Here is a 13,627-nt window from a genome sequence, read left to right on the forward strand (position 1 = left end):
GTCAGAGAACCCCCGTCAGGAGGCCGGCCGGAAGCTTGATGCCCAGGCCGAGGTAGAAGCCGTAGAAGGTCGCGAGGGACAGGGCGAGGGAGATGATGGCATCGCGGACGTACCGCCGGCTGCCGAGGGCCCAGACGCTGCCGTAGAACAGCAGGGCCCCGGAGATGACCCAGCCGGCGATGTTGATGATGAGGATGTTCACCACGAAGGCCGCGATGAGCGGCAGGACCGTCCGCCAGTCAGTCGGGTGCGTGAGGTCCACGTCCTCGCCCCCCTCGGCCTCGCCGCGGCCGCCGCGCAGGACGTCGATGACGAGCAGCACCGCGCAGGCCACGAGCAGGCTTCCCACGATGAACGGGACCGTCTTCGGGCCCACCGGGTCCGACTGCGAGTACGGGACGGACAGGCGGGCGGCATCGATCAGGACGGCCGTCCCGACCGCGCCGAGCAGGGCGGCGAAGCCCAGCTCGGCGCGGCCCTTGAGCCGGGAGGCGAGGGTGGTCATGCCAGGCCGAGCTTCGTCAGCACGTCAGCGACGCGCTTGTCCTGGTCCTTGAGGAAGGAGGCGAACTCGTCTCCCGTGATGAAGGCGTCGCTCCAGCCGTTCTTGGCGAGGGCGTCCTTCCACTCCTGGGTGCCGTGCATCTTCGTCAGGGCCGCCACGATCCGGTCGCGGTCGGCGTCGGAGACCTCCGGAGGGGCCACGATGCCGCGCCAGTTGGTGAAGACCAGGTCGATGTTGGACTCCTTGAGCGTCGGGGCGTCCACGCCCTCGAGCCGCTCGTCGCCGCTCATGGCCAGCACACGGACCTCGCCGGTCTTGATCTGGTCCAGGTACTCGCCGGCGCCGGAGGCGGCGAAGCCGAGCTTGTTGCCGAGGATCGCCGGGAGCAGGTCGCCGCCGCCGTCGAACGCCACGTAGTTGACCTGCTTTGGGTCCAGGCCGACGGCCTGGGCGAGCTGCATCGGCAGGAGGTGGTCCGGGCCGCCCGGGGAGGAGCCGCCCCCGACGGCGACCTTGGACGGGTCCTTCTTCCAGGCGTCGACGAGCTCGGTGATGGTCTTGTAGGGCGAGTCCTTGGAGACCATGATGGCGCCGGGCTCCTCGATGAGGCGCGCGAGCGGCGTCGTCTGCGTCAGCTTGGCCTCGGACTTGTTGGTGTAACTCGCGCCCACCACGCCCAGGCCCATGAGCATCGCGAGGTTGCCGTTGCCCTTCTCGTTGACCGTGCGTGCCAGGCCCACGGTGCCGCCGGCCCCGGCGAGGTTGAACACCTCGACGCCCTTGGCGACCTTGGTCTCCTCCATGACCTTCGCGGCCGTGCGGGCCGTCGTGTCGTAGCCGCCGCCCGCGGTGTTGGGGACCATGATCCTCAGGCCGGTCAGCGGCTGGTCGGCGGCGGCGGAGGTCGTGCCGCCCCCTCCACCGCTGGTGACGCCGCAGCCGGTCGCCGCGAGGACCAGGCCGACGGCGGCCGCGGCCAGGCGGAGGGCCTTGAAATTCTTGCGAAGCATCGTTGCTTTCCTCGTCTCAAAAGTTGGGGTGCGAGTGATTTCACGGTAGGACCGCCCGTGACGCCCGTCACTCTTGTGTTCGCAAAGGACGTTGTGTTCATTGAGTTCACGCCCCCGGGCTGCGGGGAGCCAGATAATGGACGCGACACGAGGAAAGGGTTCATTCGTGAGCACGCACAGCGGAGGGCAGCGCAGCCCCCACCGGCGCCGGCTGTCGCTGGCCGGGCAGTACCTCGTGCTGCAGCTGCTCATCGTGCTCGCAGTGCTGGTCGGCGTCGTCGCCATCTCCCTCGCCCAGTCCGCCCAGGCCTTCCAGCGCGAGGAGGGCCGCCGCGTCCTCTCCGCCGCCGAGTCGCTGGCCGCGATGCCGGTCGTGCGTTCGCTCATGCCCGACGCCGAGCCCCGCCTCGGCGCGGCGCTGCCCGCCGCAACGGAGTCCGTCCGCGGCGTCTCCGGCTCGAGCTTCGCCATCCTCGCCAAACCCGACCTGACGGTCGTGACCTCCGCCGACCCGGACCAGATCGGCACCCCGCTCGCGGTCGGCGAGAGCACGATCCGCCAGGAGCGCGCGTGGACGGGCGTCGTCGTCATGGAGGGCGTCGAGTACCTTGTCGCCCACGTCCCGGTGCTCGACGACAACGGGCGCATGGCGGGGATCGCCGCCGTCGGCCGCCACTACCCCTCCGCGCTCGAGCGGCTCGTCGCCGCGACCCCGAACCTGCTGACCTACCTCAGCGTCTCGCTCGCCCTCGGCGCCGCGGGCTCGCTGCTGCTCTCACGGCGGGTCAAGCGGCAGACGCTCGGCATGGAGCCGGACGAGATCGCTAACCTCGTCGAGCACCGCGAGGCGATCCTGCACGGGGTCAAGGAGGGCGTCATCGCGCTGGACCCGCAGCAGCGGGTCACTGTCGCGAACGACGCCGCGCGCGACCTCCTGCACCTGCCCCCGGACTGCGTGGGGCGCAGCCTCGACGAGCTGCGCGTGGACCCGGCCCTGCGCGAAGTCCTCACGATGGACCAGGCCGAGCCGGACCGGCTCGTGCTCGTCGGCGAGCGCGTCGTCGTCGCCAACCGGCGGCCCATGCGCTCCCGGGGGCGCGTGATCGGCTCGGTCACGACGCTGCGCGACCGCACCGAGCTGTCCACGCTCGAGAAGGAGCTCGGCGCCACCCGCAGCACCACGGACACCCTGCGCGCGCAGACCCACGAGTTCGCCAACCAGCTGCACACGATCTCGGGGCTGATCCAGCTCGGCGAGTACGACGACGTCGTGAAGTTCGTCGACGGCGTGAGCCTGAGCCGGACCCAGCTCTACGACGACGTCACGAGCAAGGTCGAGGACCCGGCGGTCTCGGCACTGCTCATCGCCAAGGCGAGCCTCGCGGCCGAGCGCGGCGTCGCCCTGAGCCTCGACGAGGGGTCCCACCTGGGCCGGACGGACGACGACGCGCTGTCCCGGGACCTCACGACCGTCGTCGGCAACCTCGTGGACAACGCGATCGACGCCGTCTCCGGGCTCCCGCGCGCGGCGGTCGCCGTCGCCCTCGCCGAGCGGGGCGGGGAGATCCGGGTGACTGTCCGCGACTCCGGGCCGGGGGTCCAGGTGGAACGGCTCGAGGACATCTTCCGGCAGGGGTTCAGCACCAAGTCCTCGGCGAACGACGGCGGGCGCGGCTTCGGCCTGGCCCTCACCCGGCTCGTGTGCCTGCGCCGCGGGGGCGGGGTCGAGGTGCACAATGACGGCGGGGCCGTCTTCACGGCCCGGCTCGAACGCACCGCGACCGACCGCGGCCCTACCAACCACAGCGGAGCGCGCACGTCATGATCAGGATCCTCATCGTCGAGGACGACTTCATGGTGGCCAAGGTCCACGCCGGGTTCGTGCGGCAGACGCCGGGCTTCGCCGTCGTCGGCGTCGCGCACAGCGGCGCCAAGGCGCTCGAGGAGGCCCGGCGGCTCACGCCGGACCTCGTGCTCCTGGACATCCACCTGCCGGACATCAGCGGGCTCGACCTCCTGCAGCAGCTGCGCGAGGCCCAGCCGGACCTCGACGCGCTCGTGATCAGCGCCGCCCGCGAGGTGGACACCGTGCGGCGCGCGCTGCGCGGCGGGATCGTGCACTACCTCATGAAGCCGTTCTCCGGGGAGGACCTCAAGGAGCGGCTCGAGCACTACCGGCGCACGTACCACTCGCTCGCGGAGTCCGAGGGGCAGGCCGAGCAGGAGGACGTCAACGAGGTCTTCGGGATCAAGCGGGCCGCGCGGCCGCTGCCCAAGGGCTGCAGCCCGGAGACGCTCCAGCTCGTGAAGGCGATGCTGCGCGAGGCGCCCGGCGACGTGTCCGCGACGGAGGCCGCCGAGCAGCTCGGAACCTCCCGGGTGAGCGCGCGCCGGTACCTCGAGTACCTGACCGAGGAGGGCCAGGTCGCCGTCCAGCTGCGCTACGGCGGCGTCGGACGGCCCGAGCGGCGGTACCTCTGGCGGGACGGGGAGTAGCCCGTCACGGTTCGTCGAGCCGCACTCCCCTGACCGTCAGGAGGGTCGCGCCGACGACGACGGCCGAGGCGAGCAGGACTCCAGCGGCCCCGAGGGAGGCGGCGATCGCCCCGACGGCGGTCGGCAGGATGAGCTGGCCGACACGGTTTCCGGCGAGCCTCAGGGCCAGGGCCCGCCCGCGCTGGCCCTCCGGGGCCTTGCCCGAGAGCCAGGACATGGTCAGGGGCTGGCCGATCCCGAGGCCCAGGCCGAGGCCGGCCAGCACGATGAAGAGCAGCCACGTCGGCATGGGAACGGCGGCCGCGGCGAGGGTGAGGGTGGCCAGCACGAGGCTTGAGACGAGGAGCCGCGTGCGTCCTATGCGCCGCGTGAGCGCTCCCAGGCCCAGCCGGGACACCATGGAGAAGGCGGCGCGGACGGCGAGCATGAGGCCGATCGTTCCGGCGCTGATGCCCCGCTCCTCGCCCAGTGCCGGCAGGTAGACCACCGTCAGGTCCACGACGGCGAGCACGACCGAGCTCGTCACGAGGGCCTTCGCGACGCCCGGCGTCTTGAGGAGCGAGAGGGCGCTTCCGTTGAGCGGCGTGCCTCCGGCGAGGGCGCGCCTCCTCGTGGCCTTGCCGGAGACGCCCAGCGCCGTGGCGGTGAGGACGACTCCCATCGCGGCCCCCAGCACGAAGATCGCCTGGGTGTCGGGGCGGACGGATGCCCCTCCGGCGGCGGCGATGGCCAGCGGGCCCAGCGCCTGGCCCAGGGACGCGGCGAAGGTCAGGTACCCGAACGCGGCGTCGAGCCGCGAGGGGGCGGTGTTGTTCGCGATCGCCGCCTGCTGGCCCACGACGCACGCGAGCTGTCCGGCCCCGAGGAGGGCGTTCCCCACGATGAGCGCGGGCACGGACTGCCCCCAGAGCAGGAGGAACGCAGAGCACGCGAGGACCACGAGGGAGCCGAACACCATGAGCCGCTTCTCCCCCAGCCGGTCCACGAGCGCCCCCGTGGGGATGGCCAGCAGGAGCGGGAACAGGGCGTAGGTGGCCGCGAGCGCGCCGAGCGCGAAGTCCGGGACGTCGAGCTCGAGGGCCCGGTAGGTGGTGGCCGGGCGGATCAGGAACGTGGCTGCCTGGATGAGCGCCGAGTGGACCAGCAGGAGGGCCATGGAGCGACGGCCGAGGGAACTGGTCACGGGACGTGACTCTACCCGTTGCGTACGGCCGCGAAGCCTGCGCGACTGGCTAGGGTGAGGGACAACACGCACGTGAGCTTCGAATCTGCACTCCCCCCTATCCCCAGGAGAACCGATGCCAGCTCCGAACCTCTTCCTCGTCTACGTGACCGACATCGAGCGGGCCACAAACTTCTACAGCAGCCTGTTCGAGATCGCCCCGCTCATGCTGACCCCGCGCTACGTGCCCTTCGAGGTAGCCCCGGGGGTCCTATTCGCGCTGTGGAACGGCCGAGGGGAGGCCGTCACGCAGGAGACGCCGCGCTCCTCCGAGGTCGGCCTGATGCTGCCGAGATCGTCCGCCTCAGTCGACGGCCTCTTCGAGCAATGGGTCGAGAAGGGCGTCGACATCGTCGAGGAGCCGCACGACGAGGTCTTCGGACGCACCTTCGTCATCTCCGACCCGGACGGCAACCTGATCCGCGTCTCGCCCTTCGACTGACACTGATTAACCCAGCCGGCCCCTGATCGGCCCGTCCTCGTTTTCATTGCTGATCGGATCCGCGTGACGGAGCACGACGCGCCAAGCCCCGTCCTCCAGGCGGAACACGGTCGTCACGCGGAGCCGGAAGCTGTCGGCATTCGCGCGTCCCGAGACCTTGGCTGACCAGTCCTCGACAGTGTGAACGACCGCCAGATTTCCGGAGGTGAAGGACGAAACCATGCTGGAAGGAGCCATCGCTCCGTCGCGAAACCGTGCGGCGGCGAAGTCGAGCCGGGCATCGACGTCCGTCCAGCCTCGGACTGCAGGACCGAACGGGTTGGCCAGGACGACATCATCTGCGCGGGAACAAAGGCGTTTGAGAGGGTCAGCGTCACCCCTGGCAAAGGCGTCCAGACTCACGTCGTACTCCTTCAGGACGGATTCGAGGTCCACGGAAGCCCTCCTGCAATCCTCGTAGGACCAGCGATTCTAGCTTCCGTTGCGAGGAACAACATATGGTCGGTGAAGTACCTCCCGAAGCCGGGGTCGGCCAGGGCGCTCTCCCGCTCCTGGGCGGAGGCGGGATCGACGGCAGTGAGGGTTGGGACGGTGGTCACGGCGGCTCTGCTTCCTCTTCGCGGACGACGGCGGGTGGCAGTCCGGGGCGGCATGCGCTCGGCCTCGGCGCGTGCTGCTGGAGCCGCAACGTGCTCGACGCCCTAGTCAAGGAGCCTCCGTACGTTCTCCTTGATGGTTTCGCGGCGGCGCTCGACGCTGGGAAGTTTTGACCGCGCCATCTCTGGCGTGAGGGTGTGCCAGGTCATGGCCAGGGCGCGCACGCTGGTCAGCAGCGCGATGGGCGTGAGGTCCGCGCGAAGGTGGCCGGCCTTCTGGGCGCTTTCGATCCGGGAGAGGCTTTCCCTGTGTGAGGCCACGAGGGCTTCGAGGTCGGCCGCCTGGCGTTCAAGGATGTACCAGTTGGTGAGCCTCAGGACATTGAGGTCCTTCTGGCAGAGATCGAAGGTCCTGGCCGCATAGGCCGGCAGGTCCAGCGCATCGAATTCGGTCTCCTGCACGACTGCAACCACCCGCTGGGAGAAGAGCTCGTCGAACAACCGCTCCTTGCTGCCGAAGTACCGGTACAGCATGGCCTTGGTGGCCAGCGCCGCCTCAGCAATGCGGTCCACCCGCGCCCCGCTATTCCATAGCGGGCGAACTCCCCCTCTGCCGCCTTCAGGATCCGCTGCCTGGTTGCTTCTGCATCTCTCGCCATTCCCCCAGCATGGGAAGTAACTGGCTAGTTGACAGCGATCGCTGTGGCTCAGCATCCGAGCGGGGAATACACACGTTTCGGTCAGTGATACGTCATGATCCAAGGGCAACACCAGGTCCAGATCCAGGCGGGCACGCCCTAGCCCCGCCGCTCCCCCATCGCCTCCCGCACCACAGCGAGGAGCGAGCCGAACCGCGGGTTCCCCGCGAGCTCGTCGAGCAGCACGGGCTTCCCGTCCGGCCCGGCGAGCGGGATGCGCCAGTTCGGGTACTCGTCCGAGGTCCCGGGCTGGTTCTGCGTGCGCGTCTCACCCACTGCGTCGACGAGCGCAACGCCGAGCAGGGACGACGGCGTGAGGGCCGTGTATGCGTAGAGCGCCTCGACGATCCGCTGGACCTCCTCGGGGCTGCGGTCCGCGAACCCGGCGTGGGGGTCCGTGGACGCCGGCAGGAGCCCGCGCTCCCGGAGACGCTCGAGCACCGCCTCCTGCTCGGCGAGCGCCGCGGCGAGCTCCTCCTCGACAGGCCGGCGGAGCAGGCCGAGCGACTCCCGGAGCCGCACGTGCTCCCCGGCGAGGTAGCCCGCCGTCGGCGGCAGGTCGTGCGTGTTGACCGAGGTGAGGCACGCCTGCCGGTACACCTCGGGCGCGAGGGGGCCGCCGGCGTCGTGCTCGAACCACAGGATCGAGGTGCCGAAGATGGCCCGCTCTGAGAGGTAGTCGCGCACCCAGGGCTCGAAGACGCCGAGGTCCTCGCCGACAATGATGGCGCCCGCGCGCTGCGCCTCGAGCGCGAGGATGCCGATGAGCGCCTCGTGGTCGTAGTAGACGTACGTGCCGTCCTGCGGCCCCGCCCCCACGGGGATCCACCACAGCCGGAACAGGCCGAGGATGTGGTCGATGCGCAGCCCGCCCGCGTGCCGGAGGATCGTGCGCAGCATGTCCCGGTACGCGGCGTAGCCGGAGGCCTCGAGCCGGCCCGGGTGCCAGGGCGGCTGGCTCCAGTTCTGGCCCTGCTGGTTGAACATGTCCGGCGGCGCGCCGACCGTGACGCCCTTGGCGAGTACGTCGGAGAGCGTCCACGCGTCGGCCCCCGCCGCGTTGACGCCCACGGCGAGGTCGTGCACGACGCCGAGCCCCATCCCCGCGCTGTGCGCGGCGGCCTGGGCGGCCTCGAGCTGGGTGTCGCAGATCCACTGCAGCCACATGTGGAACTCGACGCGGTCCGCGAGCTCGGCCCGCTGGCCGCGCGCGGCGTCCGACGCCGGGCCGGCGGCGAGCGCTTCAGCGGCTGCGGCGCCGTCGTGCGCGCCGGCTCCGCCCACGCGCTCCGCCGAAGCCCGTTCCGTGAGCGCGCACCACAGCGCGAAGTCCTCGAGCCCCTTGCCGAGCTCGGCAGTGAACCGCTCGTACGCCCGCTGCCGCGCGGGGCTGCGCGGGACGGCGTGGATGAGCTCGAGGGCGGCGAGCTTCGCCGCGTAGGCCTCGTTCCGCTCGAGCAGCCCAGGCGCCCGGTTGGCCGCGTGGAGGCGGCTCGCGAGGTCCGCGACGGCGGCGCGCTCGGCCGGGTCGAGGTAGCCGTACTCGGGGATCTCCTCGGGGCGGACGTAGATCGGGTTGACGAAGCGCCGCGTGGTGGGCAGGTAGGGCGAGTCCTCGAGCGGCGGCGCCGGCTCGGCGGCGTGCAGCGGGTTGACGAGCACGAAGCCCGCGCCCTCGGCGGCCGAGATGGCGGCCAGGTCCGCGAGGTCGGCGAAGTCGCCGATCCCCCACGAGCGCTCGGAGCGGACCGAGTAGAGCTGGGCCATGAGGCCCCAGTGCCGCTCGTCGCGGAGCGCGTCCGTCGTGGCGAGCCGCGCGGGGGTGACGACGAGCGCGCACGCCGCCGCCCCGCCGTCGTGCGCCGCGTTCAGCGTGTGCCAGCCCAGCGGCAGGCGCTCGGGGACGGCGAAGAGCGCGCGGCCGGTCACGACGCCGTCGACCTCTCGCGGCGCGTCCCAGCTGTCGACCTGCGCAATCTCGTGGCGCGAGCCGTCCTCAGCCTCGATCCACACCCGCACCCGGCTGCCGTGCGGGACGTGGACCGGGACGGTGCGAGCCTCGCCCTCGCGCACGACGACGACCGGCGGCAGAGTGCGCCGCCACGGCGCGAGCGCGACGTCGTCGAGGGACGCCCGCACCTCCGCCGGCGACTCCGCTGGCACCCCGAGCGCCGCCAGGACCGAGCGCAGGGTCTCCGGGGAGACCCTCCGCTGGACCCCGTCCCAGCCATAGAAGGACGTGCTCACGCGATGTGCTGCGGCCAGCTCCTCGAGCGGCCCTGCTGCCAGATCCTCCGCCATGCCGACCACTCTATGTGGACCTCGGGTGTGGGGCAGGTGACGACATCGAAGAACCTCACATCGAACTATGGCCCCGAGTGTGCCCTTGCCGGAAGATGCTTCCGTGATCAGCATCGAGGACCGCATCACGATCGCGCGGCCAGCGGAGGACGTCTTTGCCTTCATCGCCGATCTCAACAACATCCGCAAGTGGCAGTCCGAGGTCGTCACCTCCACGGTCGTCACGCCGGGACCGACCAGGGTGGGCACGCGCTTCACCGAAGACGTGAAGATGGGGCCGCGCCGCACCACGGCGAACTGCGAGGTCACCGAGTTTGCCCCTGGCTCCATGATGGGATTCACGGCTACGTCCCCGGCCATGGACTACCAAGGCCGCTTCACCCTCGCTCCGGCCAGCGGCGGCTCGGAATTCACCATGGCCGGCACCGCCCAACTCAAAGGCTGGTGGCGCCTGATGCAGCCGCTCATGGAGGGCGAGTTCAAGCGCGGCATCCGCAAGGAGCTTGAGGCGGTCAAGGCCTACATGGAGGGCAACCGCGACGCGGAGCGTTAGAAAGGCCAGATCAGAGGCACTTGGCGTTCAGGCCTGCGAGAGACGGGCGTCTGGCGAACCGGCATGGCTCGGTGCCGGGCTCGGTTCAGCCTCAGCTGGACTCACGCGGCGAAAGGCCTTGACCATGCCGTGAAGACCAAGGCCCGCCCAGGCGAAGTTCGCCGCGGCGCTCGGCCAGGCGCCGTAGAGCACGCACGCGGTCCCGCCAAGCAGGCCGCCGACCATGTTCAGAGTCGCGTACATCCGGGATTCCGCCGCGAGCCGCCCTCTCGAGAGCATCACGTATGCCATGAACGTCCCGGCCGTCCCCATCCAGCCCAGAGCTGCGGCCAGCATCGCGTCTCCCTCCTCGCACAGTGGTTCCAGCAGCAATGATCGCGAGATCAGGCGTTTAGATCAATTGCACTCTGCTGCAGACATGGTTTATCACTACTGAATATGGAGATCGACCCTCGCCGGCTGCGCATCCTGCTCGCCATAGCCCGCACCGGAGGCGTTCTCGCCGCCGCCGACGAGCTGGGGATCACGCCGTCGGCCGTGTCCCAGCAGCTCAACAGGCTGGAGGAGGAGACGGGCCATGCCCTGGTCGTGCGGACTCCGCGCGGCTCGGTCCTGACTGCCGCCGGCCTGGCCATGGCCGAGGCCGCCGAGGAGATCGAGCGCGCGCTCAACACCGCCCGCTCCCGCATGGAGGGAGGGGCGGAGCTTGCGGGAGTCGTGCGGCTGGGCGGCTTCACGAGCTTCGTCCGCACGATGGTCATCCCACGCCTGCCCGAGTGGCGCGTCCAGTACCCGCAGCTGCGGATCCAGGTCATCGAGGACAACTTTGCGTCACTGACGCGGCAGCTCCGCCAGCGCGAGCTCGACGCCGTCGTCGTCGAGCTCGATTCCATGGCTGCCGAGCAGCGCTCACTTCCCGCCGGGATGTCGGAGGAGCCCCTGCTGGACGAGCCGTGGAAGCTTGTCGTCCCGTCCGGCGCCCTCCTCGACACGGAGAACGTCGACCTGGCCCGCCTGCCGATTCCGTGGCTCGGCGTCGTGGCGGAGTCCGCCAGCACGTCGGTCCTCGGCAGGCTGTGGCGCGCGACGGGTGCCCGCATCGAGACCGTCCACCAGTACCAGGAGACGCTGACAGCGCTGGCGCTGGTCGCGGCCGGGGAGGGTGCGGCCGTCGTCCCCGCGCTGGCCCTGATCGGCGTCGTGCAGGACGGCGTCGACGTCCTCGACGTCCCCGGCCTCGGCACGCGGCGCATCGTCCTGCGCCGGTTCGCCCGGCGGCGGCCCATCAGCATGCCCGTCGACACCGTCGCCCGGCTTCTGCGTGAATCGGTCGCCGGGTTCGACGCGCAGGCGGGGACGCCGAGGCCGGGGCCGGGGGGCAGCGCCGAACGCACCTTCATGCGGCGCTGAGCTCCGTCCTGGCGGGGCAGCATGCGCACGACGGCGGTGGGCCGGGTTGCGCTCCCGGTCCACCCAGGAGTCCATGGCCTCCGGCGAGAATTGTCGGAGGTGCGTGCGAGGGTTGGTCCATGGGAGGGGAAGACGTCTTCGACGAAGGGCCGGGCCGGGAGGATCCGGATGGGTGGCTGGCGTCCGTGCCGCCGGATCCGGCGCCGTGGGACGAGGACCCGGCCCGGTATGTCGATCCGGACCGGATGGACCCGGGGGAGCCGGGGTACGAGCGGATGATGGAGGCCCGGGACGAGGCGGAGCTGGCGGTCCTTACCCGGGACGTGCCGGACTTCGACCCGGACGCGGACCTGATGGAGTGCACCCTGACCAGCCCGGCCCTGGGCGCGATGCCGCGGGCCAGGGTCCTGCACGCGGCATCCCTGGTCGACTCCATCGCCGGGACCGAGGCCGCCGTCGCCCGGCTGGAGGCCGGCGGGCGTTCGGCATCGCCGGGCTCGTGCACGCCTACGGCGGGGACTCCGAGGACCCCGGGGAGCGGCTCGAGGCCCCGGGGCTGGCCGCGTCCGAGATCGCCGCCCGGCTCAGGACCTCCCAGCGCAGCGCCCGGGCCCTGGTCGAGGAATCCCCGGCCCTGACCGCCCCGGCGTACGCCCCGGTGTTCGAGGCCATGCAGGCCGGCCGGCTGACCCGCCGCCGCGCCGCCGTGGTCCTTGACGCCGCGATCCCGGTCCCGGCGTCCCGGCTGGCCGACTTCGCCGCGGCCGCGGCCCCGATCGCCGCCCCGCAGGACCCCGACCGGGTCCCCACCGTCCCGGCGCTGGGGCGGCGGCTGCGGCGCCTGGCCGAGGACTACGCCGACGAGCCCCTGGCCGTGCGGAAGGCCAAGGCCGCCGCCGACCGGCGCGTGGACCTCGTCCCGGCCGGGGACGGCATGTGCCACCTCACCGCCTACCTGCCGCTGGAGACCGGCGCGCTGATCGACACCCGCCTGACCGCGATCGCCCGCTCCCTCCAGGCCCCCGGGGAGGCGCGGACTGTCAACCAGCTCCGCGCCGACGCCCTCATCGACCTCCTCACCGGCACCGGAACCGGCTCGCCCGTTTTCCCTGCCGCCGTCGGCGGCCCTGGGTCCGTCGGCGACGGTGCCGCGGGTGTCCCGACGCCGGCCGGCGGGGTGCGCATGGAGCTTGTCGTGACCGTGCCGGCCGCGACCCTGGCCGGGGCCTCGGAGGCGCCGGGGGAGATCCTCGGCTACGGCCCCATCGACCCCGAGGCCGCCCGCCGGCTCGCCGCGCAGACCCAGCTCTGGACCCGGCTCGTCGTCGCGCCCCTCACCGGGGCGCCGCTGGCGATCGGGCGGGTCCGCTACGCCCCCACCGCGGCGATGCGCCGCTTCCTGGCCCTGCGCGACGGCACCTGCCGCTTCCCGGGCTGCGACAAGCCCGCCGCCGCGACCGAGGCCGACCACACCCACGAATGGTCCCAGGGCGGGGAGACCGACGTCGGCAACCTCGCCCTCCTGTGCCCCGAGCACCACCGCCTCAAGACCCTCGGCCTCTGGACCGTCCGCCACATCGGGGCGGACGCCGTGGCGGGGACCCCGACCGAGAACGAGGCAGCCTCGACCGGGACGGACGAGACGAACGACCAACCGACCGGAGTCGATCCGCCAGGCGCCCCACCCGGAACCCTCGAATGGACCGGCCCCTCGGGCAAGCGCTACATCACCTGCCCCCACGCCGACCCACCACCACCGTTCTGAGCTGCCCGGCAATCCTCGACGCGCTGACCACGCAGTGAAACGATGGGGCGCCATGAGACCCGGAACGGCACTGGCCGCCCCAGTCATCGCGGCGGCCCTGTTCCTGGCGTCGTGCGGCAGCGGGGGCCTCTCGGGAGCGACCGGCAGCAGCTCGTCGGGGGCCGGTTCCGGCACCGCTAGCTCGGGCACGGCTGGTTCAGGGACGGCTAGCGCGGGCACTAACGGTTCCGGCTCGTCCTCGCCCACGCCGCCGCATTCGGCCACGTCCCTCCCACCGAGCCCCACAGGGACAGCCTCGGCCCCTCCCATCACGCCCCCATCAGGCCAAGGCGCGTACGGCTACGTGACGGCGGGCCCCACCTGCCCCGTCGAGAGGCCAGACCAGCCCTGCCCTCCGCAGCCTGTTTCGGCAGGCATTGACGCCCGGAACTCCAGCGGCATCACCGTGGCGTCAGCCCACAGCGATTCCTCCGGTCGCTACGTTCTCGACCTGTCGCCGGGAAGCTACGCGCTGGTGGTCGTCACCTCCTCCGGCTGGCCGCTCTGCCCTGACACCCCGGTCACCGTGCAACCGGGCTCCTCGACCCGCGCGGACATCTCTTGCGACACCGGCATCCGCTGATGCACCT

13 protein-coding genes are annotated in these 13,627 nt (G+C 71.5%); 6 read left to right on the top strand and 7 right to left on the bottom strand.

Annotated features, from left to right (window positions below; translation table 11 throughout):
• Nucleotide 1 precedes the first annotated feature (1 nt).
• Together ACUYMY_RS17505 and ACUYMY_RS17510 are read right to left on the bottom strand one after the other, a co-directional pair.
• The gene (locus tag ACUYMY_RS17505) at nucleotides 2-505 is read right to left on the bottom strand and encodes a tripartite tricarboxylate transporter TctB family protein (protein ID WP_481704790.1); all 504 of its coding nucleotides are present in this window, start codon (nucleotides 503-505) and stop codon (nucleotides 2-4) included.
• Nucleotides 502-1,515: a Bug family tripartite tricarboxylate transporter substrate binding protein gene (locus tag ACUYMY_RS17510; RefSeq protein WP_481704791.1), complete on the bottom strand. Its 1,014-nt coding sequence runs from the start codon at nucleotides 1,513-1,515 to the stop codon at nucleotides 502-504. Before ACUYMY_RS17510 ends, ACUYMY_RS17505 begins: the two co-directional genes overlap by 4 nt.
• 211 nt (nucleotides 1,516-1,726) lie before the next feature.
• Here ACUYMY_RS17510 and ACUYMY_RS17515 point away from each other — a divergent pair, with 211 nt between their 5' ends.
• Both ACUYMY_RS17515 and ACUYMY_RS17520 read left to right on the top strand, forming a co-directional pair.
• Entirely contained in the window at nucleotides 1,727-3,340 is a 1,614-nt protein-coding gene (locus ACUYMY_RS17515) for a sensor histidine kinase (protein ID WP_481705096.1), read from the top strand.
• Entirely contained in the window at nucleotides 3,337-4,011 is a 675-nt protein-coding gene (locus ACUYMY_RS17520) for a response regulator (protein WP_481704792.1), read from the top strand. Before ACUYMY_RS17515 ends, ACUYMY_RS17520 begins: the two co-directional genes overlap by 4 nt.
• Before the next feature lie 4 nt (nucleotides 4,012-4,015).
• Here ACUYMY_RS17520 and ACUYMY_RS17525 read toward each other — a convergent pair whose 3' ends face one another.
• Complete coding sequence (locus ACUYMY_RS17525) at nucleotides 4,016-5,194, bottom strand: MFS transporter (RefSeq protein WP_481704793.1); 1,179 nt, start codon at nucleotides 5,192-5,194, stop codon at nucleotides 4,016-4,018.
• Nucleotides 5,195-5,309: 115 nt separating this feature from the next.
• On the opposite strand from ACUYMY_RS17525, the gene ACUYMY_RS17530 reads away from it, so the two are divergent.
• Complete coding sequence (locus tag ACUYMY_RS17530; protein ID WP_481704794.1) at nucleotides 5,310-5,675, top strand: VOC family protein; 366 nt, start codon at nucleotides 5,310-5,312, stop codon at nucleotides 5,673-5,675.
• Nucleotides 5,676-5,681: 6 nt separating this feature from the next.
• Here ACUYMY_RS17530 and ACUYMY_RS17535 read toward each other — a convergent pair whose 3' ends face one another.
• From ACUYMY_RS17535 to malQ, 3 genes are all read right to left on the bottom strand, one after another.
• A complete protein-coding gene (locus ACUYMY_RS17535) occupies nucleotides 5,682-6,110 on the bottom strand; it encodes a YybH family protein (protein ID WP_481704795.1) in 429 nt (142 codons plus the stop codon).
• Between the two features lie 266 nt (nucleotides 6,111-6,376).
• Nucleotides 6,377-6,844, bottom strand: coding sequence for a TetR/AcrR family transcriptional regulator (locus tag ACUYMY_RS17540; protein ID WP_481704796.1), 468 nt, complete (start codon nucleotides 6,842-6,844; stop codon nucleotides 6,377-6,379).
• Nucleotides 6,845-7,068: 224 nt separating this feature from the next.
• Nucleotides 7,069-9,270 carry a 4-alpha-glucanotransferase gene (gene malQ, locus ACUYMY_RS17545; protein WP_481704797.1) on the bottom strand — a complete coding sequence of 734 codons (2,202 nt, stop codon included), beginning with the start codon at nucleotides 9,268-9,270 and terminating at the stop codon, nucleotides 7,069-7,071.
• Nucleotides 9,271-9,373: 103 nt separating this feature from the next.
• Here malQ and ACUYMY_RS17550 point away from each other — a divergent pair, with 103 nt between their 5' ends.
• The gene (locus ACUYMY_RS17550; protein ID WP_481704798.1) at nucleotides 9,374-9,823 is read left to right on the top strand and encodes an SRPBCC family protein; all 450 of its coding nucleotides are present in this window, start codon (nucleotides 9,374-9,376) and stop codon (nucleotides 9,821-9,823) included.
• Between the two features lie 27 nt (nucleotides 9,824-9,850).
• On the opposite strand, the gene ACUYMY_RS17555 is transcribed toward ACUYMY_RS17550, so the two are convergent.
• The gene (locus ACUYMY_RS17555) at nucleotides 9,851-10,159 is read right to left on the bottom strand and encodes a CBU_0592 family membrane protein (protein ID WP_481704799.1); all 309 of its coding nucleotides are present in this window, start codon (nucleotides 10,157-10,159) and stop codon (nucleotides 9,851-9,853) included.
• Between the two features lie 102 nt (nucleotides 10,160-10,261).
• Between ACUYMY_RS17555 and ACUYMY_RS17560 the strand changes: the two genes are divergently transcribed.
• On the top strand, nucleotides 10,262-11,233 hold the full coding sequence (locus ACUYMY_RS17560; RefSeq protein ID WP_481704800.1) for a LysR family transcriptional regulator: 972 nt from the start codon (nucleotides 10,262-10,264) through the stop codon (nucleotides 11,231-11,233).
• Nucleotides 11,234-11,732: 499 nt separating this feature from the next.
• Nucleotides 11,733-12,998 carry an HNH endonuclease signature motif containing protein gene (locus ACUYMY_RS17565; protein WP_481704801.1) on the top strand — a complete coding sequence of 422 codons (1,266 nt, stop codon included), beginning with the start codon at nucleotides 11,733-11,735 and terminating at the stop codon, nucleotides 12,996-12,998.
• Nucleotides 12,999-13,627: the final 629 nt, after the last annotated feature.

The sequence above is a fragment of the Sinomonas sp. T428B genome (assembly GCF_056780155.1).

Coding starts and splice junctions, on each gene's coding strand:
- ACUYMY_RS17505 (WP_481704790.1), bottom strand. CDS start 505: ATGACCACCCTCGCCTCCCGGCTCAAGGGCCGCGCCGAGCTGGGCTTC.
- ACUYMY_RS17510 (WP_481704791.1), bottom strand. CDS start 1,515: ATGCTTCGCAAGAATTTCAAGGCCCTCCGCCTGGCCGCGGCCGCCGTC.
- ACUYMY_RS17520 (WP_481704792.1), top strand. CDS start 3,337: ATGATCAGGATCCTCATCGTCGAGGACGACTTCATGGTGGCCAAGGTC.
- ACUYMY_RS17530 (WP_481704794.1), top strand. CDS start 5,310: ATGCCAGCTCCGAACCTCTTCCTCGTCTACGTGACCGACATCGAGCGG.
- malQ (WP_481704797.1), bottom strand. CDS start 9,270: ATGGCGGAGGATCTGGCAGCAGGGCCGCTCGAGGAGCTGGCCGCAGCA.
- ACUYMY_RS17555 (WP_481704799.1), bottom strand. CDS start 10,159: ATGCTGGCCGCAGCTCTGGGCTGGATGGGGACGGCCGGGACGTTCATG.
- ACUYMY_RS17560 (WP_481704800.1), top strand. CDS start 10,262: ATGGAGATCGACCCTCGCCGGCTGCGCATCCTGCTCGCCATAGCCCGC.